The organism is Brunnivagina elsteri CCALA 953, from assembly GCF_002289455.1.
GTDB classification, from domain to species: Bacteria; Cyanobacteriota; Cyanobacteriia; order Cyanobacteriales; family Nostocaceae; genus Brunnivagina; species Brunnivagina elsteri.
In genome coordinates this window covers 1-24180 of the sequence record NZ_NTFS01000050.1, presented here as the reverse complement: position 1 = coordinate 24180, position 24180 = coordinate 1, and the positions used below count along the sequence as shown (strand labels likewise).

25 protein-coding genes are annotated in these 24180 nt (G+C 38.5%); 11 read left to right on the top strand and 14 right to left on the bottom strand.

The window, feature by feature from the left end:
* On the bottom strand, positions 1–733 hold a 733-nt coding region (gene ribB / locus CK510_RS06920), incomplete at its 3' end, for a 3,4-dihydroxy-2-butanone-4-phosphate synthase (protein ID WP_095721003.1).
* Positions 734–1104: 371 nt separating this feature from the next.
* Between ribB and argC the strand changes: the two genes are divergently transcribed.
* Together argC and CK510_RS06910 are read left to right on the top strand one after the other, a co-directional pair.
* Complete coding sequence (gene argC, locus CK510_RS06915; RefSeq protein ID WP_095721001.1) at positions 1105–2163, top strand: N-acetyl-gamma-glutamyl-phosphate reductase; 1059 nt, start codon at positions 1105–1107, stop codon at positions 2161–2163.
* A 239-nt stretch (positions 2164–2402) separates the two neighbouring features.
* Positions 2403–2636, top strand: coding sequence for a hypothetical protein (locus CK510_RS06910; protein ID WP_095721000.1), 234 nt, complete (start codon positions 2403–2405; stop codon positions 2634–2636).
* An 84-nt stretch (positions 2637–2720) separates the two neighbouring features.
* Here CK510_RS06910 and CK510_RS06905 read toward each other — a convergent pair whose 3' ends face one another.
* Positions 2721–3608, bottom strand: coding sequence for a CBS domain-containing protein (locus CK510_RS06905; RefSeq protein WP_095720999.1), 888 nt, complete (start codon positions 3606–3608; stop codon positions 2721–2723).
* Positions 3609–3841: 233 nt separating this feature from the next.
* On the opposite strand from CK510_RS06905, the gene CK510_RS06900 reads away from it, so the two are divergent.
* Complete coding sequence (locus CK510_RS06900) at positions 3842–4741, top strand: DUF8832 domain-containing protein (RefSeq protein WP_095720998.1); 900 nt, start codon at positions 3842–3844, stop codon at positions 4739–4741.
* Positions 4742–4852: 111 nt separating this feature from the next.
* A complete protein-coding gene (locus CK510_RS06895; protein ID WP_095720997.1) occupies positions 4853–5233 on the top strand; it encodes a ribosomal maturation YjgA family protein in 381 nt (126 codons plus the stop codon).
* Positions 5234–5309: 76 nt separating this feature from the next.
* On the opposite strand, the gene CK510_RS06890 is transcribed toward CK510_RS06895, so the two are convergent.
* From CK510_RS06890 to CK510_RS06870, 5 genes are all read right to left on the bottom strand, one after another.
* A complete protein-coding gene (locus tag CK510_RS06890; protein ID WP_158224855.1) occupies positions 5310–6158 on the bottom strand; it encodes a DUF2726 domain-containing protein in 849 nt (282 codons plus the stop codon).
* 271 nt (positions 6159–6429) lie between these two features.
* Positions 6430–8490: a ribonuclease catalytic domain-containing protein gene (locus tag CK510_RS06885; protein WP_095720995.1), complete on the bottom strand. Its 2061-nt coding sequence runs from the start codon at positions 8488–8490 to the stop codon at positions 6430–6432.
* Between the two features lie 283 nt (positions 8491–8773).
* Complete coding sequence (rpsR, locus tag CK510_RS06880) at positions 8774–8989, bottom strand: 30S ribosomal protein S18 (protein WP_095720994.1); 216 nt, start codon at positions 8987–8989, stop codon at positions 8774–8776.
* A 2-nt stretch (positions 8990–8991) separates the two neighbouring features.
* Positions 8992–9186, bottom strand: coding sequence for a 50S ribosomal protein L33 (gene rpmG / locus CK510_RS06875; protein WP_095720993.1), 195 nt, complete (start codon positions 9184–9186; stop codon positions 8992–8994).
* 43 nt (positions 9187–9229) lie between these two features.
* Positions 9230–9790, bottom strand: coding sequence for an RDD family protein (locus CK510_RS06870; protein WP_095720992.1), 561 nt, complete (start codon positions 9788–9790; stop codon positions 9230–9232).
* 342 nt (positions 9791–10132) lie between these two features.
* Here CK510_RS06870 and CK510_RS06865 point away from each other — a divergent pair, with 342 nt between their 5' ends.
* The 3 genes from CK510_RS06865 to CK510_RS06855 all read left to right on the top strand — a co-directional run bounded on the left by CK510_RS06865 (position 10133) and on the right by CK510_RS06855 (position 13851).
* The gene (locus tag CK510_RS06865; protein ID WP_095720991.1) at positions 10133–10747 is read left to right on the top strand and encodes a Uma2 family endonuclease; all 615 of its coding nucleotides are present in this window, start codon (positions 10133–10135) and stop codon (positions 10745–10747) included.
* A gap of 457 nt (positions 10748–11204) precedes the next feature.
* Positions 11205–12380 (top strand): type I restriction enzyme HsdR N-terminal domain-containing protein, encoded by a 1176-nt coding sequence (locus tag CK510_RS06860; RefSeq protein ID WP_095720990.1) that lies wholly within the window; start codon positions 11205–11207, stop codon positions 12378–12380.
* Positions 12381–12552: 172 nt separating this feature from the next.
* The gene (locus tag CK510_RS06855) at positions 12553–13851 is read left to right on the top strand and encodes a molybdopterin molybdotransferase MoeA (protein ID WP_095720989.1); all 1299 of its coding nucleotides are present in this window, start codon (positions 12553–12555) and stop codon (positions 13849–13851) included.
* Positions 13852–13957: 106 nt separating this feature from the next.
* Here the strand turns inward: CK510_RS06855 and CK510_RS06850 are convergent, their stop codons facing one another.
* The 5 genes from CK510_RS06850 to CK510_RS06830 all read right to left on the bottom strand — a co-directional run bounded on the left by CK510_RS06850 (position 13958) and on the right by CK510_RS06830 (position 19889).
* The gene (locus CK510_RS06850) at positions 13958–14599 is read right to left on the bottom strand and encodes an HAD-IA family hydrolase (protein ID WP_095720988.1); all 642 of its coding nucleotides are present in this window, start codon (positions 14597–14599) and stop codon (positions 13958–13960) included.
* 712 nt (positions 14600–15311) lie between these two features.
* Positions 15312–15941: a hypothetical protein gene (locus tag CK510_RS06845; protein WP_095720987.1), complete on the bottom strand. Its 630-nt coding sequence runs from the start codon at positions 15939–15941 to the stop codon at positions 15312–15314.
* Positions 15942–16070: 129 nt separating this feature from the next.
* Positions 16071–17276, bottom strand: a complete 1206-nt coding sequence (locus CK510_RS06840) for an NAD(P)/FAD-dependent oxidoreductase (RefSeq protein WP_373695785.1) — start codon at positions 17274–17276, stop codon at positions 16071–16073.
* 52 nt (positions 17277–17328) lie between these two features.
* A complete protein-coding gene (locus CK510_RS06835; protein WP_095720986.1) occupies positions 17329–17901 on the bottom strand; it encodes a GNAT family N-acetyltransferase in 573 nt (190 codons plus the stop codon).
* Between the two features lie 314 nt (positions 17902–18215).
* Positions 18216–19889, bottom strand: a complete 1674-nt coding sequence (locus tag CK510_RS06830; RefSeq protein ID WP_095720985.1) for a DUF655 domain-containing protein — start codon at positions 19887–19889, stop codon at positions 18216–18218.
* A gap of 369 nt (positions 19890–20258) precedes the next feature.
* Between CK510_RS06830 and CK510_RS06825 the strand changes: the two genes are divergently transcribed.
* The 4 genes from CK510_RS06825 to CK510_RS06810 all read left to right on the top strand — a co-directional run bounded on the left by CK510_RS06825 (position 20259) and on the right by CK510_RS06810 (position 22768).
* Complete coding sequence (locus tag CK510_RS06825) at positions 20259–21416, top strand: cysteine desulfurase family protein (RefSeq protein WP_095720984.1); 1158 nt, start codon at positions 20259–20261, stop codon at positions 21414–21416.
* Positions 21403–21693: a nucleotidyltransferase family protein gene (locus CK510_RS06820; protein WP_095720983.1), complete on the top strand. Its 291-nt coding sequence runs from the start codon at positions 21403–21405 to the stop codon at positions 21691–21693. The genes CK510_RS06825 and CK510_RS06820 overlap by 14 nt, the downstream gene beginning before the upstream one ends.
* Positions 21683–22030, top strand: coding sequence for a HepT-like ribonuclease domain-containing protein (locus CK510_RS06815; RefSeq protein WP_095720982.1), 348 nt, complete (start codon positions 21683–21685; stop codon positions 22028–22030). The genes CK510_RS06820 and CK510_RS06815 overlap by 11 nt, the downstream gene beginning before the upstream one ends.
* 240 nt (positions 22031–22270) lie before the next feature.
* A complete protein-coding gene (locus CK510_RS06810; protein ID WP_095720981.1) occupies positions 22271–22768 on the top strand; it encodes a DUF1499 domain-containing protein in 498 nt (165 codons plus the stop codon).
* Between the two features lie 45 nt (positions 22769–22813).
* Here CK510_RS06810 and CK510_RS06805 read toward each other — a convergent pair whose 3' ends face one another.
* Positions 22814–23137 carry a hypothetical protein gene (locus CK510_RS06805; RefSeq protein WP_095720980.1) on the bottom strand — a complete coding sequence of 108 codons (324 nt, stop codon included), beginning with the start codon at positions 23135–23137 and terminating at the stop codon, positions 22814–22816.
* A 261-nt stretch (positions 23138–23398) separates the two neighbouring features.
* The gene (locus CK510_RS06800) at positions 23399–23800 is read right to left on the bottom strand and encodes a CO2 hydration-associated protein CupS (RefSeq protein ID WP_095720979.1); all 402 of its coding nucleotides are present in this window, start codon (positions 23798–23800) and stop codon (positions 23399–23401) included.
* Positions 23801–24180: the final 380 nt, after the last annotated feature.

The window sequence follows — 24180 nt, the reverse complement described above, 5'->3', positions numbered from 1 at the left end:
CCTGGAAGGTGCTAGGGTCGCCTTTGACAACCGCAACGTGTTCTGTGTTGTTGAGGATGCAACGGTAGCCGTAGATGTCAAATTGACCGAAGGTTGAGGGTAATTTGGTGACGGTTTCCCGGACAACTAAACGGTCAAATCTCAACCGATAGCAAATTAAATCGGCAATGCTAATTATTTTCAGGTTGTGGTGTTTGGCATATTCCATCAACTGCGGCAACCTTGCCATTGAACCATTGGGGTTTTGGATTTCGCAAATTACCCCCGCAGGATACAACCCAGCTAAACGGGATAAATCCACTGCCGCTTCCGTGTGTCCAGCACGTTTGAGAACTCCACCTTCTTTGGCTCGTAGTGGGAAAATATGACCGGGACGACGTAAATCTTCTGGTTTTGTCTGGGGGTTTAGTGATACTTGGATTGTTCTGGCACGGTCTTCTGCGGATATTCCCGTACTTACACCTAAATTTGGTCCCGCATCTATACTGACTGTGAATGCTGTTTGATTGGGGTCGGTGATATTTCGCACCATTAAAGGCAAATCAAGTTCGTCTAAACGTTCTCCCGTCATCGCCAAACAAATTAAACCCCTTGCTTCCACTGCCATGAAATTGATGGTATCAGGGGTTGCAAATTGGGCTGCACAAATCAAATCGCCTTCATTTTCGCGATTTTCGTCATCTACGACCACAATGACACGACCCGCTTTCAAATCTGCCAAAGCAGTTTCAATTGAGTCAAACTGAAATTCTGGGGTTGAAGAAGCAGCGTCGTGGGTAGGTTTCCCGACTTGAGACGACTGCTGTGAGGTGTGAGGCTGGGACACAAAGTTTCTCAACGAGCGAAGGTAATTTTTTTAGACAAAGAATTGTTTTCAAATTGTAGCTCGTTTGATTGGTTGCGGGGGATGAAATTAGGGCAAAGGGAAAAGTGTCTCTCTTATTCCCAGTCTTTTGAAATACTCTATGACCAATTACCCAATTTGCGTTTTAATATCAAGAAGTGCAATTACAGTTAAATAGGAAGAAACTGTTTGAGGCTGAATTAGTAAATTGATAGTCGATCGCAAATTGATTAATAGAGAACGGATAAGGATTGGAAAACATGGGTAATTTAAGGCGCGTACCCGTTGGGATAGTTGGCGCGTCAGGTTATGGCGGAGTTCAACTGATCAGATTGTTCATGGACCACCCTGATGTTGAGGTGGTCTATGTGGGGGGTGATAGCTCTGCTGGTAAGGCTTTTGGTGATATTTATCCCCATATGGCGCATACCGTTAACTTGAAGGTGGAAGCGGTAGATGTGGATGCGATCGCAAGTCGCTGTGAGGTGGTTTTTCTTTCGGTTCCAAATGGTTTAGCTTGTCAACTTGCGCCGAAGCTACTCGAAAAAGGATGCAAAGTACTCGATTTGAGTGCCGATTATCGGTTTCGGAATTTGACCACCTATACCAATTGGTACGGAAAGGAACGAAATGACGCGGAAACGGCTGCAACTGCCGTTTATGGACTACCAGAATTGTACCGCGATCGCATTGCAGAATCCCAGCTAGTTGGCTGTCCTGGCTGCTATCCTACTGCCAGTCTACTCGCCCTTTCCCCTCTCCTCAAACAAGGTTTGATTGTCCCGGAAAGCGCAATTATTGATGCCAAATCAGGTACCTCCGGCGGTGGACGTGATGCCAAAATGAATATGCTCCTGGCAGAGGCTGATAATTCCCTCGCCGCATATAATGTTGGTAGACACCGACATACACCCGAAATTGAACAAATTTGTAGCGAACTAGCTGGACACGAAGTTACAGTTCAATTTACTCCCCACCTCGTCCCAATGGTGCGGGGTATCCTCGCCACTGTCTACGCAAATCTCCGTGACCCTGGCTTGGTACGTGATGATTTAATTACCATCTACCGGGCTTTTTACCGTAATTCCCCTTGGGTGAAAATATGTGAAGCTGGCGTTTGTCCCCAGACAAAATGGGCATGTGGCAGCAATGTTTGCTATATTGGTATTGAAGTTGACCCACGCACGGGACGAGTTATCGTCATGTCTGTTATCGATAACTTAATTAAAGGGCAGGCAGGACAAGCAATCCAGTGTATGAACATCATGATGGGCTGGGAAGAAACACTGGGATTGCCCAAGTTAGGTTTTTATCCTTAGTTTTAATTTTTTGTAGTACTAAGCTCTGAGTATATTCGCTCAAAGCTAGTTGGAGTTTTTGTAGTCCTTGAGACAATTTTACGTGTATTTTCCAGACATTTTGTGTAATAGTTATCTCGAAACATTGACGTTCATATTTTGGTATGCTATCCAAGTGTCATCTGCGTTAAAAAAGCGCTAGTAAATTTCTAGAGAGAACTTACTAACGCCGTCGAATAAATTATGTGTGTAACACCATCATGGCACAAGAGATGAATACCAGCCATTTAGAGCAAAACATCGAACAAACCTACAAAAAAAGACTCAATTCGTGGGCGATCGCACGTTTGCTCCCTGATATGAAACGCGAGATAGTTGCAAGATTCCGTAGTCGTTCAGATGCAGACGGACATTTACAATTGTTACTTCGGGTAACACCAGAAGCCAAATTGATGCTTGTTTTTGATTGTCAACAAGAGGAAGTAGTTGCGTAATATAGGGTGATTTTTTTAAAGTCCGTAATAGGTGTGAAAACACCTATTGCTTAAGGAAAAGTCTCCACCTAAATTGCTTGATTCTCAAGCGTGATTCAGTTCTTCCACATCAGGAATATCTTTTGTAGAAATATCTTCCCAGGAATGAACAAATTTTTGAATCCGCTTTGCATGATTTTTAGTTGTACTTAAAAGCTCAGTAAGTTCTCTATTAAAGACATCAATTTTAATTTTACCAATAGCGGCTTGAATTTCTGGAACTGGTTGGGGGTAGTGTTGTTGATAAAGGTTCACGATTTGGCTTAAATCTTGAGTGCAGCGATTAGCATGAATGAGATTACCTATAATTAATTTTGTGGGATGAAGAATCTCGCGGTTGATATCTGTTTTCAATTGTTCCCAAATTTGAAGTCTTTGTTGCTGCACTATTACCACTTGTTTCTGTTTAAAGTTATCTAAATCTGCTTGGTGTATTCGAGATTGACTTTCGGCTTGTTCCAGTTTTCTCAGGGTTAATATTTGAATTTGGGAATGTGCTAAAAGCAGATTATGAATATCGAGAAGCTGGTAAACTTGTGAGTTTGCTGTCAGCACTTTAACTACGATTGGTTCGTAGACAAGTTGAAAAGTTCTTTTTAATGCTATTTGCGTTGCTTCGATGACTGTAGTGTTTCCTGAAAGCTCTGATATCTCTGGTTGCAGATAATCGTAAAGGTGTGAAATTGCTCTTTCTGCAAATAATCCTAAGCTATAAGGGCGACTCATAAATTCAAAGAATTGTCTCCGGGAAATCATACCCACATAGTTATGGTTTTGAGTTAAAATTACTCCAGGAATTAAAGGTTCTTGTTCAAATAATTGAATCAACCTATTTCCTGAATCTTCAAGTTCAAGATTTTCATTCCATAATGGTAAATCTTGCAATTTTGAGTGTAAATCTAAACGGAGTTCGTCAATTTTAGTAATATTCATATTTTTGCTAATACATAAAAATAAATCAATTTGAGAGTGTTTTATTCAACTAATTCAAACATGAATAAGCAATAATTGAAATTTTCATATAGCTCAATGGAAAAGTCTCCTCTGTTTCGATACAAACTTAATATTGATTCGGAACATAGATAATGCACAAGTGATAATTTTGCTCTTTACTTCAGAAAAAAAATAAATTCGTAAAAAAATATATATATTAGATAATAATTGTGATGAAAGGATTAATTATAGGAACTGTAATATTAACTCCATTGTTCTTAATGCAAGGTTGTGATTCCAAAGTTAAAACGCAACAACAAACTGCATCAAACCCACATCAAAATCATTCTGCAACTGATTCTAAGGGTATAAATCAGCAGCAATCAAGCAATAATCATCAAAATCAGCCAACCCACGCACAACATACACAAGCATCATCAACCCAAGCAAAATTAATAGTTCCCAAAGAAATTAAATCAACCCAAGCAGTACCTTTAACAATTAATATTCAAGATAAAGCTGGTAAAGCGGTTAGTAATTTTGAAACGTTTCAAGAAAAGCCAATGCATTTAATAGTCGTCAGTGACGACTTACGATTTTTTCAACATGTTCATCCAACCCACAAAGGAAATGGACGTTTTGAAGTCAACCCCAATTTTCCTTCCTCAGGTAGCTATACGTTATTTAGCGATTACAAACCAGCAGGGCAAAAAGAACAAGTATCCGCACAAAAAATCACAATTCCTGGTAATGTGCCTTTACCAACAGAGTTAGAAAAATTTAGTAATACGAAAATATTAGCTGACACAAAAGTAAGTTTAAAATTACCTGAAAAAACATTAAAAGCTGGGAAAGAAGTCAAAATCAGTTTTGATTTGCAGGAATTGAAACAGAATCAAGCGATTAAAGATTTGCAACCATATTTAGGAGAAAAAGGGCATTTAGTAATTGTCAAAAGCTCGTCTCCTTTAACAGAAGCAGATTATATTCATGCACATCCAATTAAAGAATCTACTGATGGACAGATAAATTTTATATCTAGTTTACCCAGCAAAGGAACTTATAAAGTTTGGCTGCAATTTAATCGTAATGGTAAAGTTAATGTGGCTGATTTTTGGGTGAATGCGCTCTAAATTTTCAATTAAAATTATGCACAATAGTTATATGATGGTTATCGGTTGCATCCAATACACTGACCTAATATATATAATCAAAAATATATTTATTGAAAGTAAGAAATTAGCATGTTCGGATTCAACAAAAAATATTTTTACTTCACACTTGTACTATTCTTAATAGAAGTTTGTATTGCTGTTTTTATAAATGATGTTTTTATCCGTCCTTTTATTGGTGACGTTTTAGTCGTTATACTGATTTATTGTTTTATTAGAACTTTCTGGAATATAGATTCATTCATCGTTGCTTTATCAGTTTTTGCATTTGCTTGTATTATTGAGGTACTCCAATATTTTAATTTTGTGAGTAAATTAGGATTGCAAAATAATCGGATTTTAGCTGTTTCCTTGGGAAGTACATTTGATTGGAAGGATATCATTGCTTATGCAATTGGGATCATAATAGTTCTATGGTTAGAAAATAGACAAGCTAGAAAACTAAAAGTTTAATGCGATCGCATCACTACAAATATTTTCCCGTGTCTCCACGCAAACTAAAATACATATTTAACCCGAATGCCGCAAATTATTCCATTTCCCTTATTAGTTTCGTAAATTCATTGATTCCTTGATTTTCTGAAGTTTTCCTAACTCTGTAAAGTTTTTGCCCTGCCAAGCTTAAAATTTTGTCCTTATAGCTGTCTTTTTGCTTTTGTTCAGGTGAGTCATGGTAAAAACTATCTAGCTCAAAAAACTTAATTGGCTTATAATCATTATGCTGATCGAATACAACACAATCAACAATTCCTCTAAAAAAGAAATTTATTTCTTCTTGAGATAAATTATTCTTAATCTTTTCAAAATTTACGATACAGCTTAATGCAACATTTGGATAAACAATAAACATTTGAAAGACATCTCTAACACCGATAAAAAATTCAAATTCTTGTTTTGATTTAAAAAGGCTTGTTGTGTAATTTTTATTGCCTATTCTTCTATTCTCTGTAACTCTAATATGCTCGCTCTGAGAATGTTCTACAACTTTTGGTAATGACTTTTGATGAAGCTCTATAATCTCAGCACATATTTTATTTTTTGGGCAACGAATAGCGTAATTATATGCTTCCTTTCTTAAACCTTTTTCGCTGTATATCTCTGCCAATTTAACGATAACCTTGTCAGAACGTTCCTCAGACAATTTATAAATCCTACCTTTATCTAGTAGGAAAAGATTCTCTAAAAGAGGTTGAACATTATCGCTTTCAGCACCTTTATCTAATTCCCCAAAAAACTCATCTTCAAAAGTCCTTAGTGCATTCATTACTAGTTCGTCTGAGGATACAGCTTTAGAGTATTCATAAACAAGCTTAAGCAATTCAGACCACTGTCTGTTAAACGTGAGTTTATAGATATGTTCGTAATCAATATTTGCCATAATAAACACAATTTCATTAGTATCATTACTTATTATTGAACACTGCATCTCCGATTACCCACATCAATCTCTGTCCTTGAGGTTCCAACAGATTGCGATCGCTTGACTTTCAAGACAGTCACGAATATATTTATGCTTCCTCACGGAGTATATTTATTTTCCCTATGTAGAAGTAAAAAGCCGGATTTTTCCCAATATAAATACGGAAATAGGATTATAAGAGTGTAAATAATCACAAAACACGGCAACTACTTCTACATGAGCGATCGCGTTAGTTTGCCGAACCTTGTGCTTCCTGATAAATAATCTCTTGGAACTGGATAAGGTCTTTTTGAGGATCGGAAATACTAACTTTAATTAAAATTTCATCACCCAAATTAACATCCCGCTTAAAGAACATCGGCAACTGTAAACCCAAATCCTCAATTAATATCAGAGCCAAACCGCTATCTTCCCGCAACCACATTAATACAGTTGCTTCCCATATCTCATCGTTGTTGCGACGCAAATACTCAAGTGACCAATAACGGTTGGTTTGCCGTTCCACCATTACCACTTCTTGAGTAATACTGCTTACAGTCATCATCACTTCTTTGAGTTGTTCTGCGGAGAACGGCAACACTTCACCACGCAAATGGGCTTTGATCTGGAAGTGTGTCAGCAAATCGCTGTAACGGCGAATTGGTGATGTGGCTTGGGTATATGTATCCAAACCCAAACCCGCATGACGAAGGGGTGTAATACTCATTTCGCTCTTCGGCATACAGCGACGCATGGCACAGGAACGTACAAATCCCGCAGGCAACAAAATCAATTCCTCTTCAGGAGGTAATTCAGGCTGGGGTTGTCCGCGAAATGGCAAGGGAATGTTATTTTCTTTACCATAACGAGCTGCAACTTCACCCGCGACAATCATCATTTCAGCAACGAGTTGACGCGATCGCGAATCCTGTAACAGGTCAATGCTGACTTCGTCCCCTTTGACTTTAATTGTCGCTTCCGGCATGTTGATACTGATGGCTCCTTGGGTATAACGCCAAGCTTTGCGCTTTTCTGCCCCTATTGCGATCGCAGCTATTTCGGGTTCTGCTTGTACTCCCAATTGCAACATCTCATCCACATCTTCATATGTGAGACGGTATGTTGGTTTGATTAAACTGGCGTGAATGCTGTAGTCTGTAACGGCTCCATGCTGGTCTAAAATAATACTAAAACTCAAGGAATAACAAATTTTCCCCTGTATCAAGCTCATTGGTCCTGTTGCCAGGACTTCGGGGAACATCGGTATCATTCCCGTCGGCAAATATACAGTACTTCCTCGCTTTCTGGCATCTAAATCTAACTCGTCGTCTGGTATGAGCCAGCGTGTTGGATCTGCAATATGTACCCAAAGGCGATCGCGTCCATCGGGTAATCGCTCCCAACTCAAACCGTCATCAATCTCGGTTGTACTCTCATCATCGATTGTGTACACCTTGAGATGGGTTAAATCGAGACGGTTTATATCTAAATCTGGAGGAATGGACTCCAAACGCTGCTGCGCCACTTCTACCACCTTACTAGGAAATTGAACCGGAATTGAGGAACGACGTAAAAATAGGTTTTCATTGACACTCCATATCCCTAAATCTACTAAAAGTTGCAACGCACCTTGGGGAGTGGCTGGACGTGACAACATGTTCATCGTTTCCAAAACTGTCCCAGGGGGAGGATAAGCCCGTGACAGTGAATCATAAGTTACACCCGTTCGCACGGTGTCAGCAATTAAAGCAGCGTACTTTTCTAGAGCTTCAATACGGTGGCGATCGTGACGCTGCCACTCGACATTTTCACCTTTAAGTGCTTGCTCAACTCGTTCTAAAAATTCTTGTTGTCCTCTGGTTTTGAGGGCTTCTACTTCTAATTGGTGCTTACGCTCTGTTACCTGTGCGGCTGTGCGTGGCTCGTAAGCGTCACCTTTCTGTTTGAAGTACATTTTGTCGTCCGACAGCAAGCAGTGAGCCGCATAGCACTGTGCTGGTTGAGTTTCCGAAAATAACAAATTCGCCATTTCTTTTGGCGTGACTGTTTGCCCATCATCAACCAACAATTCCCAAGCTACTTCCAGACTCGAAGGGTCTAAATAGCCTTGGACTTCTTTTAAAAAAATCGGTATTTGCGAAGGTTGGTAGGTTTCTCCGCTAACTGTATAGCTGATTTGTCGAGGTACAAGACTGTGGGATTGCCCTCGTTCATCTATCACAAATGTACGAGTCTTTCCATCTGGACGGTCTACTGCCCCCAGACGGCGATCGCTTCCAACCCGAAATTCAACTAGCGTCCCCTTCTCCACAAGCCTCGCACTTTAGTTATTTAAATAGTTTTATACTAAAAACGGGTTAGAACTTTACTTTTAACAAGCGTGAAAATCTTGAAGATACTGAGTCCCAAGGGGACACGCTACGCGAACGTTCCTCAGTATGACAGAAGTCCAGATTTTACCCGTTTGCAGTATAGCTCAAAATTATCCAAATTTTACTTAGGGGTTAAGAGTTAGGAGTTAGGAATTTAAATTAGGAGTGGGTAATTGTCACTCATAATTTATCACTCATAACCCATCACTCATAACTATGTTATTAACCTTCGGCGTTAATAAACGGTAATAAAGCCAGAATCCGAGCGCGTTTGATTGATAAAGTCAAATCACGCTGTTGTTGACATGTCAAGCCTGTAATTCGACGTGGCAATATTTTACCCCGTTCTGTCACAAACTTACGGAGCAAATCAACATCCTTATAATCGATTGGCTCTCCTGGTTTAATCGGCGATAGACGACGACGATAATAACTCATCCTTACTTGATTTCCTTGTGAACGGTGTGCTTGTTACAGTGGGTGCAGAACTTACTTAGTTCTAGACGGTTGGTTGTATTGCGACGATTCTTAGTCGTTGTATAACGCGATACACCATTAGAACGTTTGTTGGTATTAGACCGACATTCTGTACATTCGAGTGTCACTACTATACGGACACCTTTGCTCTTTGCCATAATCGTATCAACAGTAAAGTCTGAAGAGAATTAACACAAATCCCTATCTTCGCATATTTCGCCGCAGAGTTTCAACTAATCGCTTCAACTTTAGGTCGAGTGAATATCCTCGACGGGACGAGACTATCATAGTACCAGCAAAGCGGTCGTGCAAGGCTTGTCTTTCTTGAGTATCGGAAAAAGCCGAACCGCAGTCTATGACTAGGGGAATTACTAGAAGTATAGCAGTTGGGTTGCGAATAATGTTAGCGATCGCGATCGATACGAGTAGCAAGCAGATACCAATGATTCCCTCGCGTTTGGATAAGGAAACTAAATCGGGAATTCTCCCACGTCTAAATTCTAATTCTCTAAATTCTAATACTTTGAGGTCGAAAGCCCAACGTCCTAAGCTTTGACCTTTGTTGTTGTAGGGGATGACTACCCGTAAAATTAGCCAGACTATGACAAAAATCAGTATTTGGACAACTTGTACACCATATTCACCACTACCAAATACGGAACTCACCAACCACGTACCAAAAAAATCCACACCCAAAGCTGAAGCACGTCTTCCTAAATCGGCTTTGGGGAAATGTTTTTCGGGTATTTTTGTAAGAGTCATATGGTGGATTGGGTAATGGTTCGTGATAAATTCTCCGGCATCTCGTAGGGGTGGGGTCTCCCCACCCTCACTAATGATAGGATTGATAGATAAAATCTATAACTCGGATATTTAATTTTCTACAAGTCCCTAATTGTGAGTGGGTAAATAGTTATTAATTTATGTTTCAATTTAAAGACCGGAAGCACATTCAACCAGTCTCCCGAATTTAAATCTAGCGGTAAACCGACTCTACAAACTAGCCCTTGCGATCGCAATTTGATATTCCTACCTCTGTTGTATCGCGAAATTGGGAATTCCCCTGGTTCCAAAAAAAACAAAAAAGTAAAAGGTATGTGATTAATGACCCAAACTTTACCCAAACTTATAACCTTTGAAGAATTTATCGAATGGCTTCCAAGCGACGGAAAGCGCTACGAACTGCATGATGGAGGGATTATTGAGATGTCTCAACCAACGGGGAAACACGAAAAGGTGATCAGCTTTCTAACCCTAGAACTAGCAATACAGATTAGAACCACAGGAATCTCATATCTCCTTCCTAAAACTCCATTAGTCAAACCTCCTGAAAAAAATTCGGGCTACTTCCCAGATATTTTGTTAGTAAGTTCTGATAATCTAGTCAATGAACCCTTATGGGAAAAGGAATCAACTCTTACTCAAGGAGCGTCAATTCCTTTAGTAATTGAAGTTGTTTCCACCAACTGGCGAGATGACTACCACAAAAAATTTGCCGATTATGAAGAGATGGGTATTGCCGAATATTGGATAACTGATTTCGCCGCTTTCGGTGGACGAGATTTTATCGGCAATCCTAAGCAACCTGCTATTTTTGTTTGCGAACTTATTGATGGGGAATACAGAAAAACCCTATTTAGAGATAATGACCGAATAATCTCTTCCGCATTTCCCCAGTTAAATCTAACAGCAAAGCAAATTTTTGATTCTGCTTTATAGTTACAGGTCTATATGCTTGTAGCTATAAAGTCATTAATGAATCATTAAGGAATGTTTCTTTCTGATTCACAATCGCATGTTTCTACGTCTGTTTTATCCTGAAGAAAGCGAATCTCCCAAAACCTTCACCCAAACTGAGTGACGAAAACCCTTGAACTCAATACGCAGCAAGAGTTTTAAGCGAGTTTATCATAATCAAAGATAAATACCATTTCCTAGCTTTGTTGATTCTATTATCAATAAGACTAGTCCAAAAGTCTTGTTTTTTTCGTTGGGTAAGGTTGTAAATTAACTTTTATCTTTTTCCGAGATACTCCTCTATAATCTTTACTGCATAAGCCTTTGAAGCTATAATGTCACCCCCTCAGTCACTCAACACACATCGCACTTCTATTATTTTTAAATTCAGATTGGGAATACTTAATACATCGTAAAAAGTAATATATGGAGATTTGAGATGAGTTTTACCGACGATTTAGCAAAATTAGCAGATAAGGTGCGTATGTATCAAAGTTCAGTTACGGGGGAAGAAGACACTAAAGCATCAATGATTTCTCCCTTTTTAAAAGTATTGGGGTACGACACGAGCGAGCCATCAGAGGTGAAACATGAATATTATGCTGACTTTGCAACTCCAGGTACAGTCAAACCGAAGAAAGTTGATTATGCGATCGCGATTAATAGCAATATTGTGATGTTGGTAGAAGCGAAGGCTTGTATAAAGAAGCCAGAAGTTCATGATGGACAATTGAAACTCTATTTTAACTCAATCATCACTGTTCGTATTGGTATGGTGACAAACGGTATTGAGTATAGGTTTTTCACAGACTTGCATAATTTGCACATGATGGATAGCGAACCTTTTTTTACTTTTAATATTTTGGAATATACCGATAAGGATGTTGATAATTTAAAGTTTTTCCATCGCGATATTTTTGATGCTGCTAATATTAACCATTATGCGGAAGGGTTAATTTATTACCGCAATATGGCAGACTTAGTAGATAAATTATTACAGTCTCCATCCGATAGTTTTGTTAAGTTCCTAGTATCGGAAATGGTATCTAAAGCACCTGGATGTAAGATGTACAAGAAAATCAATAGTAAGGTAATTGACAGGTTTAAGCCAATAGTTAAAAAGTCGATTCAAAAAAGTTTGGTTGAACTGGTAGCTCGCTCTGTGCAGCAGCCAAGTCCTGTAGCTGATGATATTTATAATAATGGAGTTGAACCAGAGATTGATGATGCGAATGATATAGATACTAAGTCTGGAGTCACAACAACAGATGAAGAGAAAGAAGCATTTTCCAAGATTAAAGCGATTGTCGAAGAATCAACCAAATACAAATATGAAATCCATTACCGAGATACGGTATCTTACTTTGGAATTAATCTCAATGACAAGGGAAACTGGTGGTTTTTAAGATTGTACTTATCCTCTGCAAAAAAGACTTTTATTGCTCGATTAAATAGCAATGAGGCGAAACTTTTAGCTCCAGGATTTCCAGTTCAAGACGTACCAACATCAAGCGGAGAAACTCTTTCAAAAATTACTATTTCCTCCTCAAGTGATTTTAATAAGCTCAACGCTTTGATTGCTCGTTGTTACGAGTTAGAAGCTGCCAAACATTAATTATTTATATTTCATCCGAGAAAAGGTGTCCAAATCGGATACCTTTTTAGTTAATGGGTTGTGCAAACAAAGAATAGTGCAAGATTTCGCTTGTCTCCAGAAAATAAACCTAACATCATGATGCGAGAATAATGTAAATTACTTACAAAAGCTATTTTCTGAGTTTTGTCCCATGCTGTCAGTAAGTGAAGCCGAAGCGATTATTTTTAACTTGCTACAACCTCTTGACAACCAATTTAATACGGAAATTGTAGATTTACTCTCAGCACAAGGACGGATTTTAGCGGTTCCGATTACTAGTGAACTCGATTTTCCCCATTGGGATAATTCGGCGATGGATGGTTATGCTGTGCGTTACGAGGATGTAAAAGGATGCGATCGCGATAATCCGGCAATTTTGGATGTGATTGAAGAAATACCTGCTGGATATCAGCAAATCTCCAGATTACAACCCGGACAAGCTGCACGAATTTTCACAGGTGCGGTAATCCCTACTGGTGCGGATACAGTAGTTATGCAGGAGGTGACTCAACGTCAAAATAATCGGGTTGTGATTCAGGTTGCACCCAAAGCTCAGGAATTTGTCAGAAAAAGAGGTTCCTATTCACAAGCTGGGGATGAATTGTTACCAGCAGGAGTTATGGTTAAGGCTCCAGAAATGGGAATTTTAGCAGCTGCACAATGCAATCAAGTCTGTGTTTTCCGCAAGCCTAAGGTAGCTATTTTTTCAACTGGGAATGAATTAGTCACAGCTGACAAAGCTTTAAATTCAGGACAAATTGTTGATTCTAATCGGTATGCTTTGATGGCTTTGGTTAGACAATTGGGGGCAGAAGCGATTGTTTTGGGAATTGTACCCGATGAACCGGAGGCATTAAAAGAAGTTATAGAAACAGCCTTGATTAGTGCGGATATCATTATCTCTTCTGGGGGTGTTTCTGTGGGAGATTATGATTATGTTGAGCAAATTATTCAATCTTTAAGTGGAGAAATTCACATTCGTTCTGTGGGGATGAAACCGGGGAAACCTTTGACTGTTGCTACTTTGGAAAATGAAGATTCCGATTTACGGGTTTCTAATTCTGAAGAAGAGACTCAATATTTGAAATCTCGACGGAAATTATATTTCGGTTTACCGGGAAATCCCGTTTCCGCGTTAGTGACATTTTGGCGGTTTGTACAACCTGCGATCGCAAAGTTTTCTGGACTTGCTTCGGGATGGAAACCTATTTTCATCAAGGTAAAAGCTAAACAGGAATTGCGTTCGAGTGGTGATCGCGAATGTTATATCTGGGGGAGATTAAATGTTGTTGATGGGGTTTACGAGTTTGCTCTGGGTGCTGGTAGTAAAGTGTCGGGGAATTTGATTAATTTGGCGCAAACTAATGCGATCGCGGTTTTACCTGCGGGACAAAATTTGATTCCTGCTGCTGGGGATGTATCGGTTTTGTTGGTTGGATGTCATTTGTGAGAATAACTCACTTATCGGTATTATACTAAAAACGGCTTGGAGTTTGGCTTTTAAACGCAGAGGTTAGCAGAGTAAAGCGCAAAGTTACGCAGAGAGTAATTCCCAATTATCGATTAATTAAGACTCCTCGCATACCGACAGTTTTCGCTCCGTGGTAATCTTCGTTTTCGCTATCACCTACATGCCAAGCTGATTCTGGTGGACAATTATGTTTTGCTAAGGCGATACCGAATATTTTTTGGTCGGGTTTCGCTGCTCCAACTTGGGTGGAAATTGTGATCGAATCAAAGTAATCACGTAATTCTAAAGATTGAAGTACGGAAAAGATACGTGAATCAAAGTTAGATACTATTCCCAATTGAATCCCTTTTTCACGCCAATTAGTAAGGGCGGGAATTACATCGGCATAAACAAACCAAGGTTCCCCTGTACCGAAGTGAATGTATAATTCGCTGAAGAATGTATCGAAGTCAGCAAACTGCTGGATAATCCCTGCTTGTTCAAATGTTTGACGAGCGATCGCATACCACCATTCAAATTCATGTTGGGGAATATCTTGGACTTCGATGTCGGGAAATGTGGCAGGTGGTGCAGCTTTTATGCGATCGTTAAAGGCTTGATTTAAGCTTTCTGCATTTGCATGTACGCCAAACTCCCTCGCTATCTGGCTGTAAATCTCACCAACACTACCTTTGACTCCAAATAGTGTTCCCACTGCATCCAGAAAAATAACTTTCGGTCGTTCCATTTCATTTTTCACTTTTAAGCAATCTTATCGAAAAAATTTTATTAAGCAATAGCAATTAAATAAAATATATTTCTTGTGGAATGGGCATCCTGCCCGTTAAGGAATGTGGATTAAATAAAATACAACTCCTGACTGTATAGATTTATTTTGGGTTTCGCTAATTAAGCAGGCAGGATGCCTGCTCCACAACAAGAGAATCTTGCACTTTATTTAATCTACATTCCTAACTAACTAATCGCTTTCTCTGACTTTAGATTCCAACATATCAATACCACAATATCATCGTAGATAGTATCCAAAAATCAAGCCAATTAGCGATCGATAAATATAATCTTGTTTTAGGTAAAAGTAGATATAGAACACCTATCCAGATTATAAGGTGTTTTTGGGCAAAATAAAAAGCACTTTTTTTCAATCGCTGTAATACCTAATTTACCGTCAATCTATTGATAATAGAGTCAATATTACTGAGAATTAGGGGTCTATATTCTCAATAAAATCACAATGCCAATTTGGCAGAATTTTATATTTAAATAACTTATCAATGGATTGTGTATATGCAATTTAGTTTGGTTTTGTTTAATCTTGCTATACGGATACATCGCAGCGTAAATAAAGCGACTATTGTTAAACCTGAAAAAGCTTAATAATAGCTTTTCCCTACTGACTACTGATTCCTGATTACTACTGACTACTGACCACTGACTACTGATTACTGACTACCCTTTAATGCTGCCACTAAAATCCGCATAACTTGCTCCAAATCTTCAGGAACACGATAACTATTAATTCCCTGTTCAAAATGCTTGGCAGTGCGATCGAGTCTACCAAATTGCCAGATTGTACCTGTGGAAACAACGCCAATTAAAATAGGTTGTTGGGAAACTGTAGTCGCTCCTTCCCATTGGTCAAGTGCCACTAATTCAGCAACCAATTGGGTAAAACCTCGCGTCAAATCTTCATATTTTGCCTCAATTACTAGCAGTTGATTGCTTGTATTTAGTCGTAGTAAATAATCCAAATTACCCTGAAGCAAATTTGAAACCTTTAAACTATATTCAATTCTTAATTCGGCTTGGGTATAGTGAATCAACTCTGTTACTACCCGTGAGATAAGGATTTCCCGTCTTGCGAGTTCGTTGGTTAGGGGTACAAATGGTAGTACTTCCTGAATGCGATCGCGTAATTCTTCTAACCGATCGAGTTCGTCGGGGAACTGGGGTAGATTGAGTATTTTTCGGGTTAAACTATAGCCAAATTCTTGAGCAAGTTCGCTAGCTTCAAAACCAAGTTCAAAATATCGGCTAAAAGTATAACTTTGATTCGAGTCTAGAATTGACATTTTTAAAGTTTTGGACGATATTTCGATTGTTTGATAATACTGCTCTATTAATAATTTTGCGTCATAATTTTGACCATGTAGAGACGACTCGGTGAGTCGCCTTTTCTTTACAAAGTTTATCGATGATATCTACTTTGACAGGGAATCAATAATTGGACGTGCTAACCAATTAAAACCAACTTTGAGTTGATGGTCTAATGTCGGCATTCGATACAAATAAGCAAGACGACGGGCAATGTATGCAAAGTTACCATCTAATTTCATCCCCAATCCAGTAAGAGTGGCATTATCAATCCCTAATGCCATCATTTCGCCTAACTGCTGATATCGGAAGGGTAATAAAGGACGATTTGTTAAACTTGCCCAAATATTCCAAGCTGTGTAATCTGCTTGTTGAAAGGCTGATTGGGCTGTGGCTGGTACTTGCTGCCCTTCTGCATCTTGACAGTCTGCGATGTCTCCTAAGGCGAAAATATGGGGATAGTCGATGACTTGGAGGGTAGGTATAGTAGAAATTTGCCCCCGTTGGTTTTGTTTGAAAGGTAAACTTCTGACTACTGGATTGACACGGGTTCCTACTGTCCAAATTACTAAATCAACGGGGATGGTATCGACTTGATTTTTGTAATCGAGAGTGATGCTATCTTGGGTAATTGATTCGACTTTGGTTTCTAAATCTAGGAAGATACCGCGTTTTTCCAGGGCTTTTTGGGCTGCTTCGCGATTAAAATCGGGGGATGTGCGTAAAATTTGGTCACTGAGTTCAACAAGACGAAATCTACCGCGATCGCCTAATCGATCGGATAGTTTACAGGCTAATTCGACACCACTGTATCCCGCTCCAATAATGGCAATGCGAATTTTCTCTGCTGCTAATTCTGTCAGGATTCGTAGACGTTCTTCGAGTCGGTAGGCATCGGTAATTGTTCGGAAAGGGTAAGCATGTGACGTTGCTCCAGGAACCATATCCAGGGGAGTTTCACCACCTAATGCTAAAACTAAGCGGTCGTATTCGATATCAACTCCATCCTGGAGATGTACGTGCATTTTATCGATGTCGATGTCGGAAACCGCAGCTTGACAGAAGCGTATACCTGTATTTTGGAGTAGTTCAGCGAAAGGAGGCGCAATTTCCCAGGTTTGTAATTCCCCTGTGAGTAGTTCGTATAGAAGGGGAGAAAAAAGGAAGCGATCGTTTTGATCGACTAGGATGATTTCTGGTTTTTGATTAGATTCCCAAGGAAGTTGGCTTAAGCGTAAAGCGGTATATAAACCGCCAAAGCCACCACCTAAGATACAAATTCGTGCTGGTTGCTGAGACAATGGTTGAGACATGGGTGTTAGGATGGGAGTAGGGCGCAGGTTAAGACAGTTGTGATTCCTACAACTAGTGTACTGATTTATCCCTGTCAATTGCCATTAACCAGCTATCCCGATATTCTCCCTCGTGGAGTTCGTGTTTGGGAAGCAGTTTTACTTTTCTAAATCCGCATTTTTCGTAGGTGTTAATTGCGCGAGTGTTCCATGTTTCTGGATCGACGACAATTTTTTTCACATCAAGTTGGTCAAATATAAAATTAATGATTTTGGAAACGACTTTGCAACCAATTCCCTGATTCCAATATTCTGTTTCCCCAATAAATAAATCCATCCCGAAGTTATTCTGGGTATTTTCTAAAGCATATGATTGTCTGTCGGTTTCTGGCATTTCATCCAAAGCGTAATACTGTAGATAACCGATGGGTTGATTTTGATGGGAGAATATGCAAGCAACTGCTACTTCTTCTCCTCTAACTACTGGTTGATATTCTTCTAATACTTGTTCTAATGAAGAGGGGTTATCTCTACCTTCATAATATTCCAAAACTTTTTCATCACTAAGCCATTTCGCCATTAATTCATAGTCACGCATATCGTCATGCATGAGACGAATTGAAATTTCGTCGGTTTGTAGCTGCATACGGCAATAATGTTTTGCTAGGAAATATCTATTTTAGCGAAGCGATAATTATGACAAGTCTATCGCAAGTTTGAAGTTTGATTGGAAGTTCGAGGGATTTTACATAATTTATATTTAAACGCTATTGATGTTTACTTGACTTATATCAGTGTAATTACTAGTATAATTCTTGCTGATTAAATATTCATTTTGGGGTTATCTATCTAGAAATAAAAGTCCGCTATCAGGGGATTATTCTAAATGTTTTATTTTGTTTTTTAACGCAGAGTATCGCAGAGGTTAGCGCAGAGGAATAGGGAGAGGATAAGTCCATATCATAAGGTTACGTAATCTTTTAATTTATATAGTTTTTTATAATTAATTCCTTTAACTCTTTCCAAATCCTTTAAGGTAGTAAATGGTTTTTCTTGACGGGCAATAATTATTCTTTCTGCCATTTTTTTACCTACTCCAGGTATGGTTTCTAATTCGGCAAGGGTTGCGGTATTTAAGTTTATTTGTTGGATTGATTTGTTGGTGATTATTTTATCTAGGCTGGATGGTGTTTTGATGTCAGAACATTGTTGTTTTTGCTCTGCGATTTTCTGTTGAATTTTCTGTGGTAAACCTGCTCGTGAATCTTGATAAAGTCGCTCAAATTCGCGGTGATAATGTGCTGCAATGACGGGATTTTCAATAATTAATAGGGTTTCATCATTGCCAAAATTTGCAGCTTCTGACCAATTGTGAGAACCTGTAATAACAATTTTATTATCAATAATTCCAAATTTATGATGTAATAAATCACCTTTAGGTAAGTCTGGAACAGCTACTGTAGTTAGAGGATTATACCAAGGTTTATTATCAAGTTCGTATTTACATTTATCAGCTAATGCAAAACCCATCATGTCTAAACCTTCGCTGTATGGACGATATGCAAAGCTTTTTTCAATTAAGACACGAATCTTTGTATTTTTTTCATGTTTGGTTTTTAGGGTATTTGCAAAGCGTTGTTCGGAGAAGACAAATAATGCCATATCTACAGATTTTATTGCAGTTTCTAGGGTTTTATTAATTAAACCATTAGTGCTATTTATCCAAAGTTTAGTTGGTGAAGTTGGTGAAAAATGAATTGTAACTTTGCTGTCACCAATTTTAATTGTTCTGGGTTGACGAATTGGCTTTTTAATTCCAAATTTCTGATTTAGAGTAGTTTTAGAATTAGAATTATTTTTGCTATTATCTCCCCACATCAAGTTAAATTCTTCTGTAAATATCAATGCGACATCTGGACTATCTATTGTTAATAAATTATTGGCATTTCCTAAAGTATTGGTATTTTTGAAATCTCCATGAATATCTGATGGGGTAAAATTTGCTGATGTGGCAACAACAATACGATTATCGATGATGACAAATTTATGATGCATCAAGTCGCTGCCACGGGAACCATCTGATGTATCGTCTAACTTGGGAATTTTGGCATTTTCTAAAATAACTAAAGCATCGCGATCGCTTATTTCCTCTAAACTAAGTTTTCCATCTTTGTTGATATCGATAAAGCTATGAAATTCCTGGTATTTTTCCCGTTCTCTGGGTTTCAGTTTTGCAACTTCTTGAGGTGAAAATTTACTCCAAGCACGATTATAGGTATTTTCTAAGATTAATCTAACTTTGATTCCGGCTTTTTGTTTTGCTGCTAATGCTTGGGCAATTTTGGGTAAGCGAAATTCTTGAACTGCGATATCAACTGATGACTTTGCTTGGGAAATTGCATCAATTATTTGCTTTTCTAAGTCGTCACCATTTCGCTTTTTTTTACGGTAATATTCTTGATATTCGGAAGTTTGAGCATGATTGAAATATACTTGAATAAAATCGTCTTGTGGTAATGGTTGTAAAGGTTTTTTAAAAGCTTGATTTTCTGGTTTTACTTGCTGACAAGCGGTTAGGGTAAATGCAAATACAAATAAAATAGAAAATTTGTTTCTAATCAAAGTAAAATACATACTTTTTTACTAAAATTATCTTTGGAATATTTCTATGATTCCCAAATTAATTCTCAAAATTTACTCCACAATTCAAAACTCGAAAAAAAGTCTCAATTCCCGAATTAATACAAATAATTAATACAGAGAGACGTGATACAACAGATTATAGGTAAGTGAGGTAAATAAAAGACATGTAAACCGCAGATAAACGCGAATAAATGCGGATAAATGCGAATAAATGAGGATAAATGCGGATAAATGATAAATATAAATGGTATTGTACTTCCTCCAAGCTAAAATCTGCTGTGTGAAGGGAGATAATTTGCCAAATTATGTGTAACCTGAAATATAGGCAGCCCGTTGCTGAGTGTGTCCCTTAATTAAAGTATGCAAATTTATCTTGACTACAGTGCTACTACCCCAACTCGTAGTGAAGTTATTTCACTCGTTCAATCAACCCTCGCACAACAGTGGGGGAATCCTTCCAGCTTGCACGAATGGGGACAACGGGCTGCTACAGTTATAGAAACAGCGCGATCGCATGTTGCTAACTTAATCAATGCATCTCCCGAATCCATTGTTTTCACATCTGGCGGTACGGAAGCTGATAATATGGCAATTATGGGTGTTGCTCGTCTCTACTGCCAACCCCAACACATGATTATTTCCACTGTCGAACACTCGGCAATTTCTGAACCTGTAAGGATGTTGGAATTGTGGGGATGGCAAATAACCCGGTTGAGTGTGGATGCTAAAGGTAGGATTAATCCCCAAGAATTAGCAGCAGCAATTCAAGAAAATACTGTTTTAATATCGATAATTTATGGACAAAGCGAAATTGGAACCCTACAACCCATCGCTGAATTAGGGAAAGTTGCTCGCAAACACCAGGTGCTATTTCATACTGATGCTGTACAAGCAGCAGGTCGAATACCTATTGATGTCGAAACTTTGTGCGTAGATTTGCTGAGTTTATCTAGTCACAAAATATATGGTACTCAAGGAGCAGGTGGATTATATATTCGTCCTGGAGTCGAATTAGTGCCATTATTATTAGGTGGTGGACAAGAAATGCGATCGCGTTCTGGTACTCAAGCTGTAGCTGTAATTGCAGGTTTTGGAAAAGCAGCAGAATTAGCAATTCAGGATATGGTTACGGAAACACCTAGATTGATGGAATTACGCGATCGCTTGTTTTCTCAACTTGTTGATATTCCCGGTTTGATACCTACGGGAGATTTATCCCAACGTTTACCCCATCATGTCAGCTTTTGTTTGGTGAATGCTGATGGTGATAGCATCAACGGCAGAAATATTGTTAGGCAAATGAATCAAGCAGGAATTGGCATTAGTGCGGGTTCTGCTTGTAGTAGCGGTAAACTTAGTCCTAGTCCCATATTACTGGCAATGGGTTATTCGGAAAAAGCCGCTTTAGCGGGTATTAGGATGACTTTGGGAAGGGAGACAACCAAGGAAGATATCGATTGGACTGCGATCGCATTTCGGCAGGTTCTGGGGAGGTTGGGGAAATATGAAAAAAGATGAAGTATTAGCAATTATTACTGCTCATCGCGAAAATCTACGGGAAATGGGTGTAAAGTCGCTAGAGTTGTTTGGTTCAGTAGCACGAGATGAAGCACATACAAATAGCGATGTCGATTTTTTAGTTGAATTTAACCGTTCTGTGGGGTTATTTGAATTTATTGAAGTACGACTTTATTTAGAAGATTTATTGGGTTGTCGTGTAGATATGGGAACCTTGGACGCTTTGCGGGAAAATATGAGGGAACCCGTACTTGAGGATGTAATTCGTGCCTTCTAGAGATTGGCAATTTCGGATTAGGGATATTATACAAGCGATGGCAGCAATTCAAAACCGTGTGGATGGTTTATCTTTTGCTGAGTTTCGAGAGAATGAGACGGTTATTAAAGCGGTTTTTTATGACTTTTTAATTATTGGTGAAGCTGCTATTAATCTCCCTTCGGAAATTCAAGCACGTTATCCTGATATTCCCTGGAGAGTGATGGGAGATATGCGAAATGTTATCGCTCATGAATATTTCCAAGTAAATTTAAATCTAGTTTGGAGAACTGTGGAAAATAATCTTCCTGAAGTGTTAATAAAATTACAAGAATTAATGGAAAATGAAGGTATTTAAGATTTAATCTAGTTCAATCTAGTCTTAACTCGCATTTCGGCAGGTTCTGGAGAGGTTGGGGAAATAAGGGGGAGAAATATTTATATTTTTTAACGCAGAGAAGCGCTGAGGTTCACGCAGAGAGAAGTTTGCGGGAGATTATTCTTCCGCAAAACTTCGGAAAGGAACGCGGAGGAATATGGGGAGGTTGGGGAAATAATGTACAACGGAGTAATATACACTTTGAGGGGTAAATTAATTATGTCGGGTGCGATCGCAAAGTTGAAACTAAAAAAATTAAAACTAAAATTTACGGCTTTAGGAATATTCCTCAGCTTAATTGCGATTTTAACACTTCCTACTGCTGCCTGGGCTGTAGGTTCTAGTTTGGGAGTCAGTAATAGTCATCTTGCCGTTTGTCCAGATTCCCCAAACTGCGTTATCAGTCAAGATGGTGATTCTAAACACGCGATTGAACCAATTACTTATCATACAGATCGAGATGTGGCACAAAAAACTTTACTGAAAGTTCTTACGGTTGTTCCCCGTACAGAAGTTGTGGAAACAACAGATAATTACATCCATGCTCTGTCAAAAAGCCGGGTTTTTGGTTTCATTGATGATGTGGAATTTTATTTTCCCGAAAACGAGAACGTCATTCATCTGCGATCGGCAGCTCGTACTGGAGAATCCGATCTTGGTGTCAATCGTAGACGTTTGGAGCAAATTCGTCTCGCTCTACAGGATTTAAATATTTGATTTTTGGTAAAGACGTGATATAATATCGCGTCTCTACTAAAATCCCTACATTTGACTTTGGATAGGAAAACGTCGATGTAATGCGATCGCACCCAAATTTACTAATAAACAAGTAACCGCTAGCGATAGTAAAATATAGGTTGGTGCCATGACAATACCGATCGCAAACCAAGTATAGACATGCAGTACCATTATCACTGCGAATGCGATCGCGATTCCAGATGATTGATGCACTTGCAGCGATGGACGTTGCTTCCATGTCAAAATCATTGTCACCAATGTCGTTAGTAAATTGGCTGGCACAAGGAACGCACAAATTCCGATACAATTGGTGCGGGAAAACTCAGCTAAAGTGTTTAAATCGAGCATTAGTTCTGCGATAGTTTAAGTCTATTATAGTTTTTTATCGAATTTGTTAAACTTGTCAATCTAAATTCCCATCAATACAAACAAAAGTTAAACTATATTTACACAAATTAAAATTAAAATAATTCTCTAGACAGATATTAAAACCCTGCATCAACCAAACTGTAGGGATTTTGTGAATATTATCAATTATTCTCATTTATTACGGGTAATCATTTTACAGATATGATGAGGGTAATTACTCACCCTCGTATCAACTTTAAATTAACCCATGAGAATAACCGTATCAATAACGTGAATAATTCCGTTATCTGCTTCAATATCTGCCGCTAAAACTGTTGCATTTTTAACTTCAAAACCATCCGCACAATTAATATTAATTGTTGAACCTTCGACAGATGTAACTATTCCCAAATTAGCTAAGTCTTCCTTCTTCAGTTTACCAGGTACAACGTGATAGCAGAGAATCCGGGTTAACTGGGGAATATTCTGTACTAAAGTTGTAATGGTTCCAGGTGGTAACTTGGCAAAAGCATCATCATTAGGTGCAAAAACGGTAAATGGACCAGGACTTTTTAATGTTTCCACTAAACCCGCAGCTTGAACAGCAGTAACAAGTGTCGAAAACGAACCTGCACCAACGGCAATATCAACAATATCAGCCATGTTTCACCGAATATATCTGTATCATCAATTTTAATGTATTACAAATGGATTTTATATTAATATTTTTCGATGGTTGCTATTAGATAAAAATATAGTTTAGTTAGGTGTAAAATGTCGAGTCTGAGATATGGGATTTTAGGTACAGGTGCTTTGGGTGGATTTGCTGCGAATTATCAAATTATGGAAATTACCATTCCGTAGGTGTTATGCTGAACCTTAAACTAAAATTATGGATTTGCCTTTAAAATCAAGGCTTTCAGGCAGTTATCACCTTAATTTTATCCCAAAGGTTCAAAAGTCAATATTAAAAGCTATCTTTCTTGTACAGCAAGGACTATGAGCTATTTTATAGGTGTTTTTAGCATAACAAGTAATGAAGA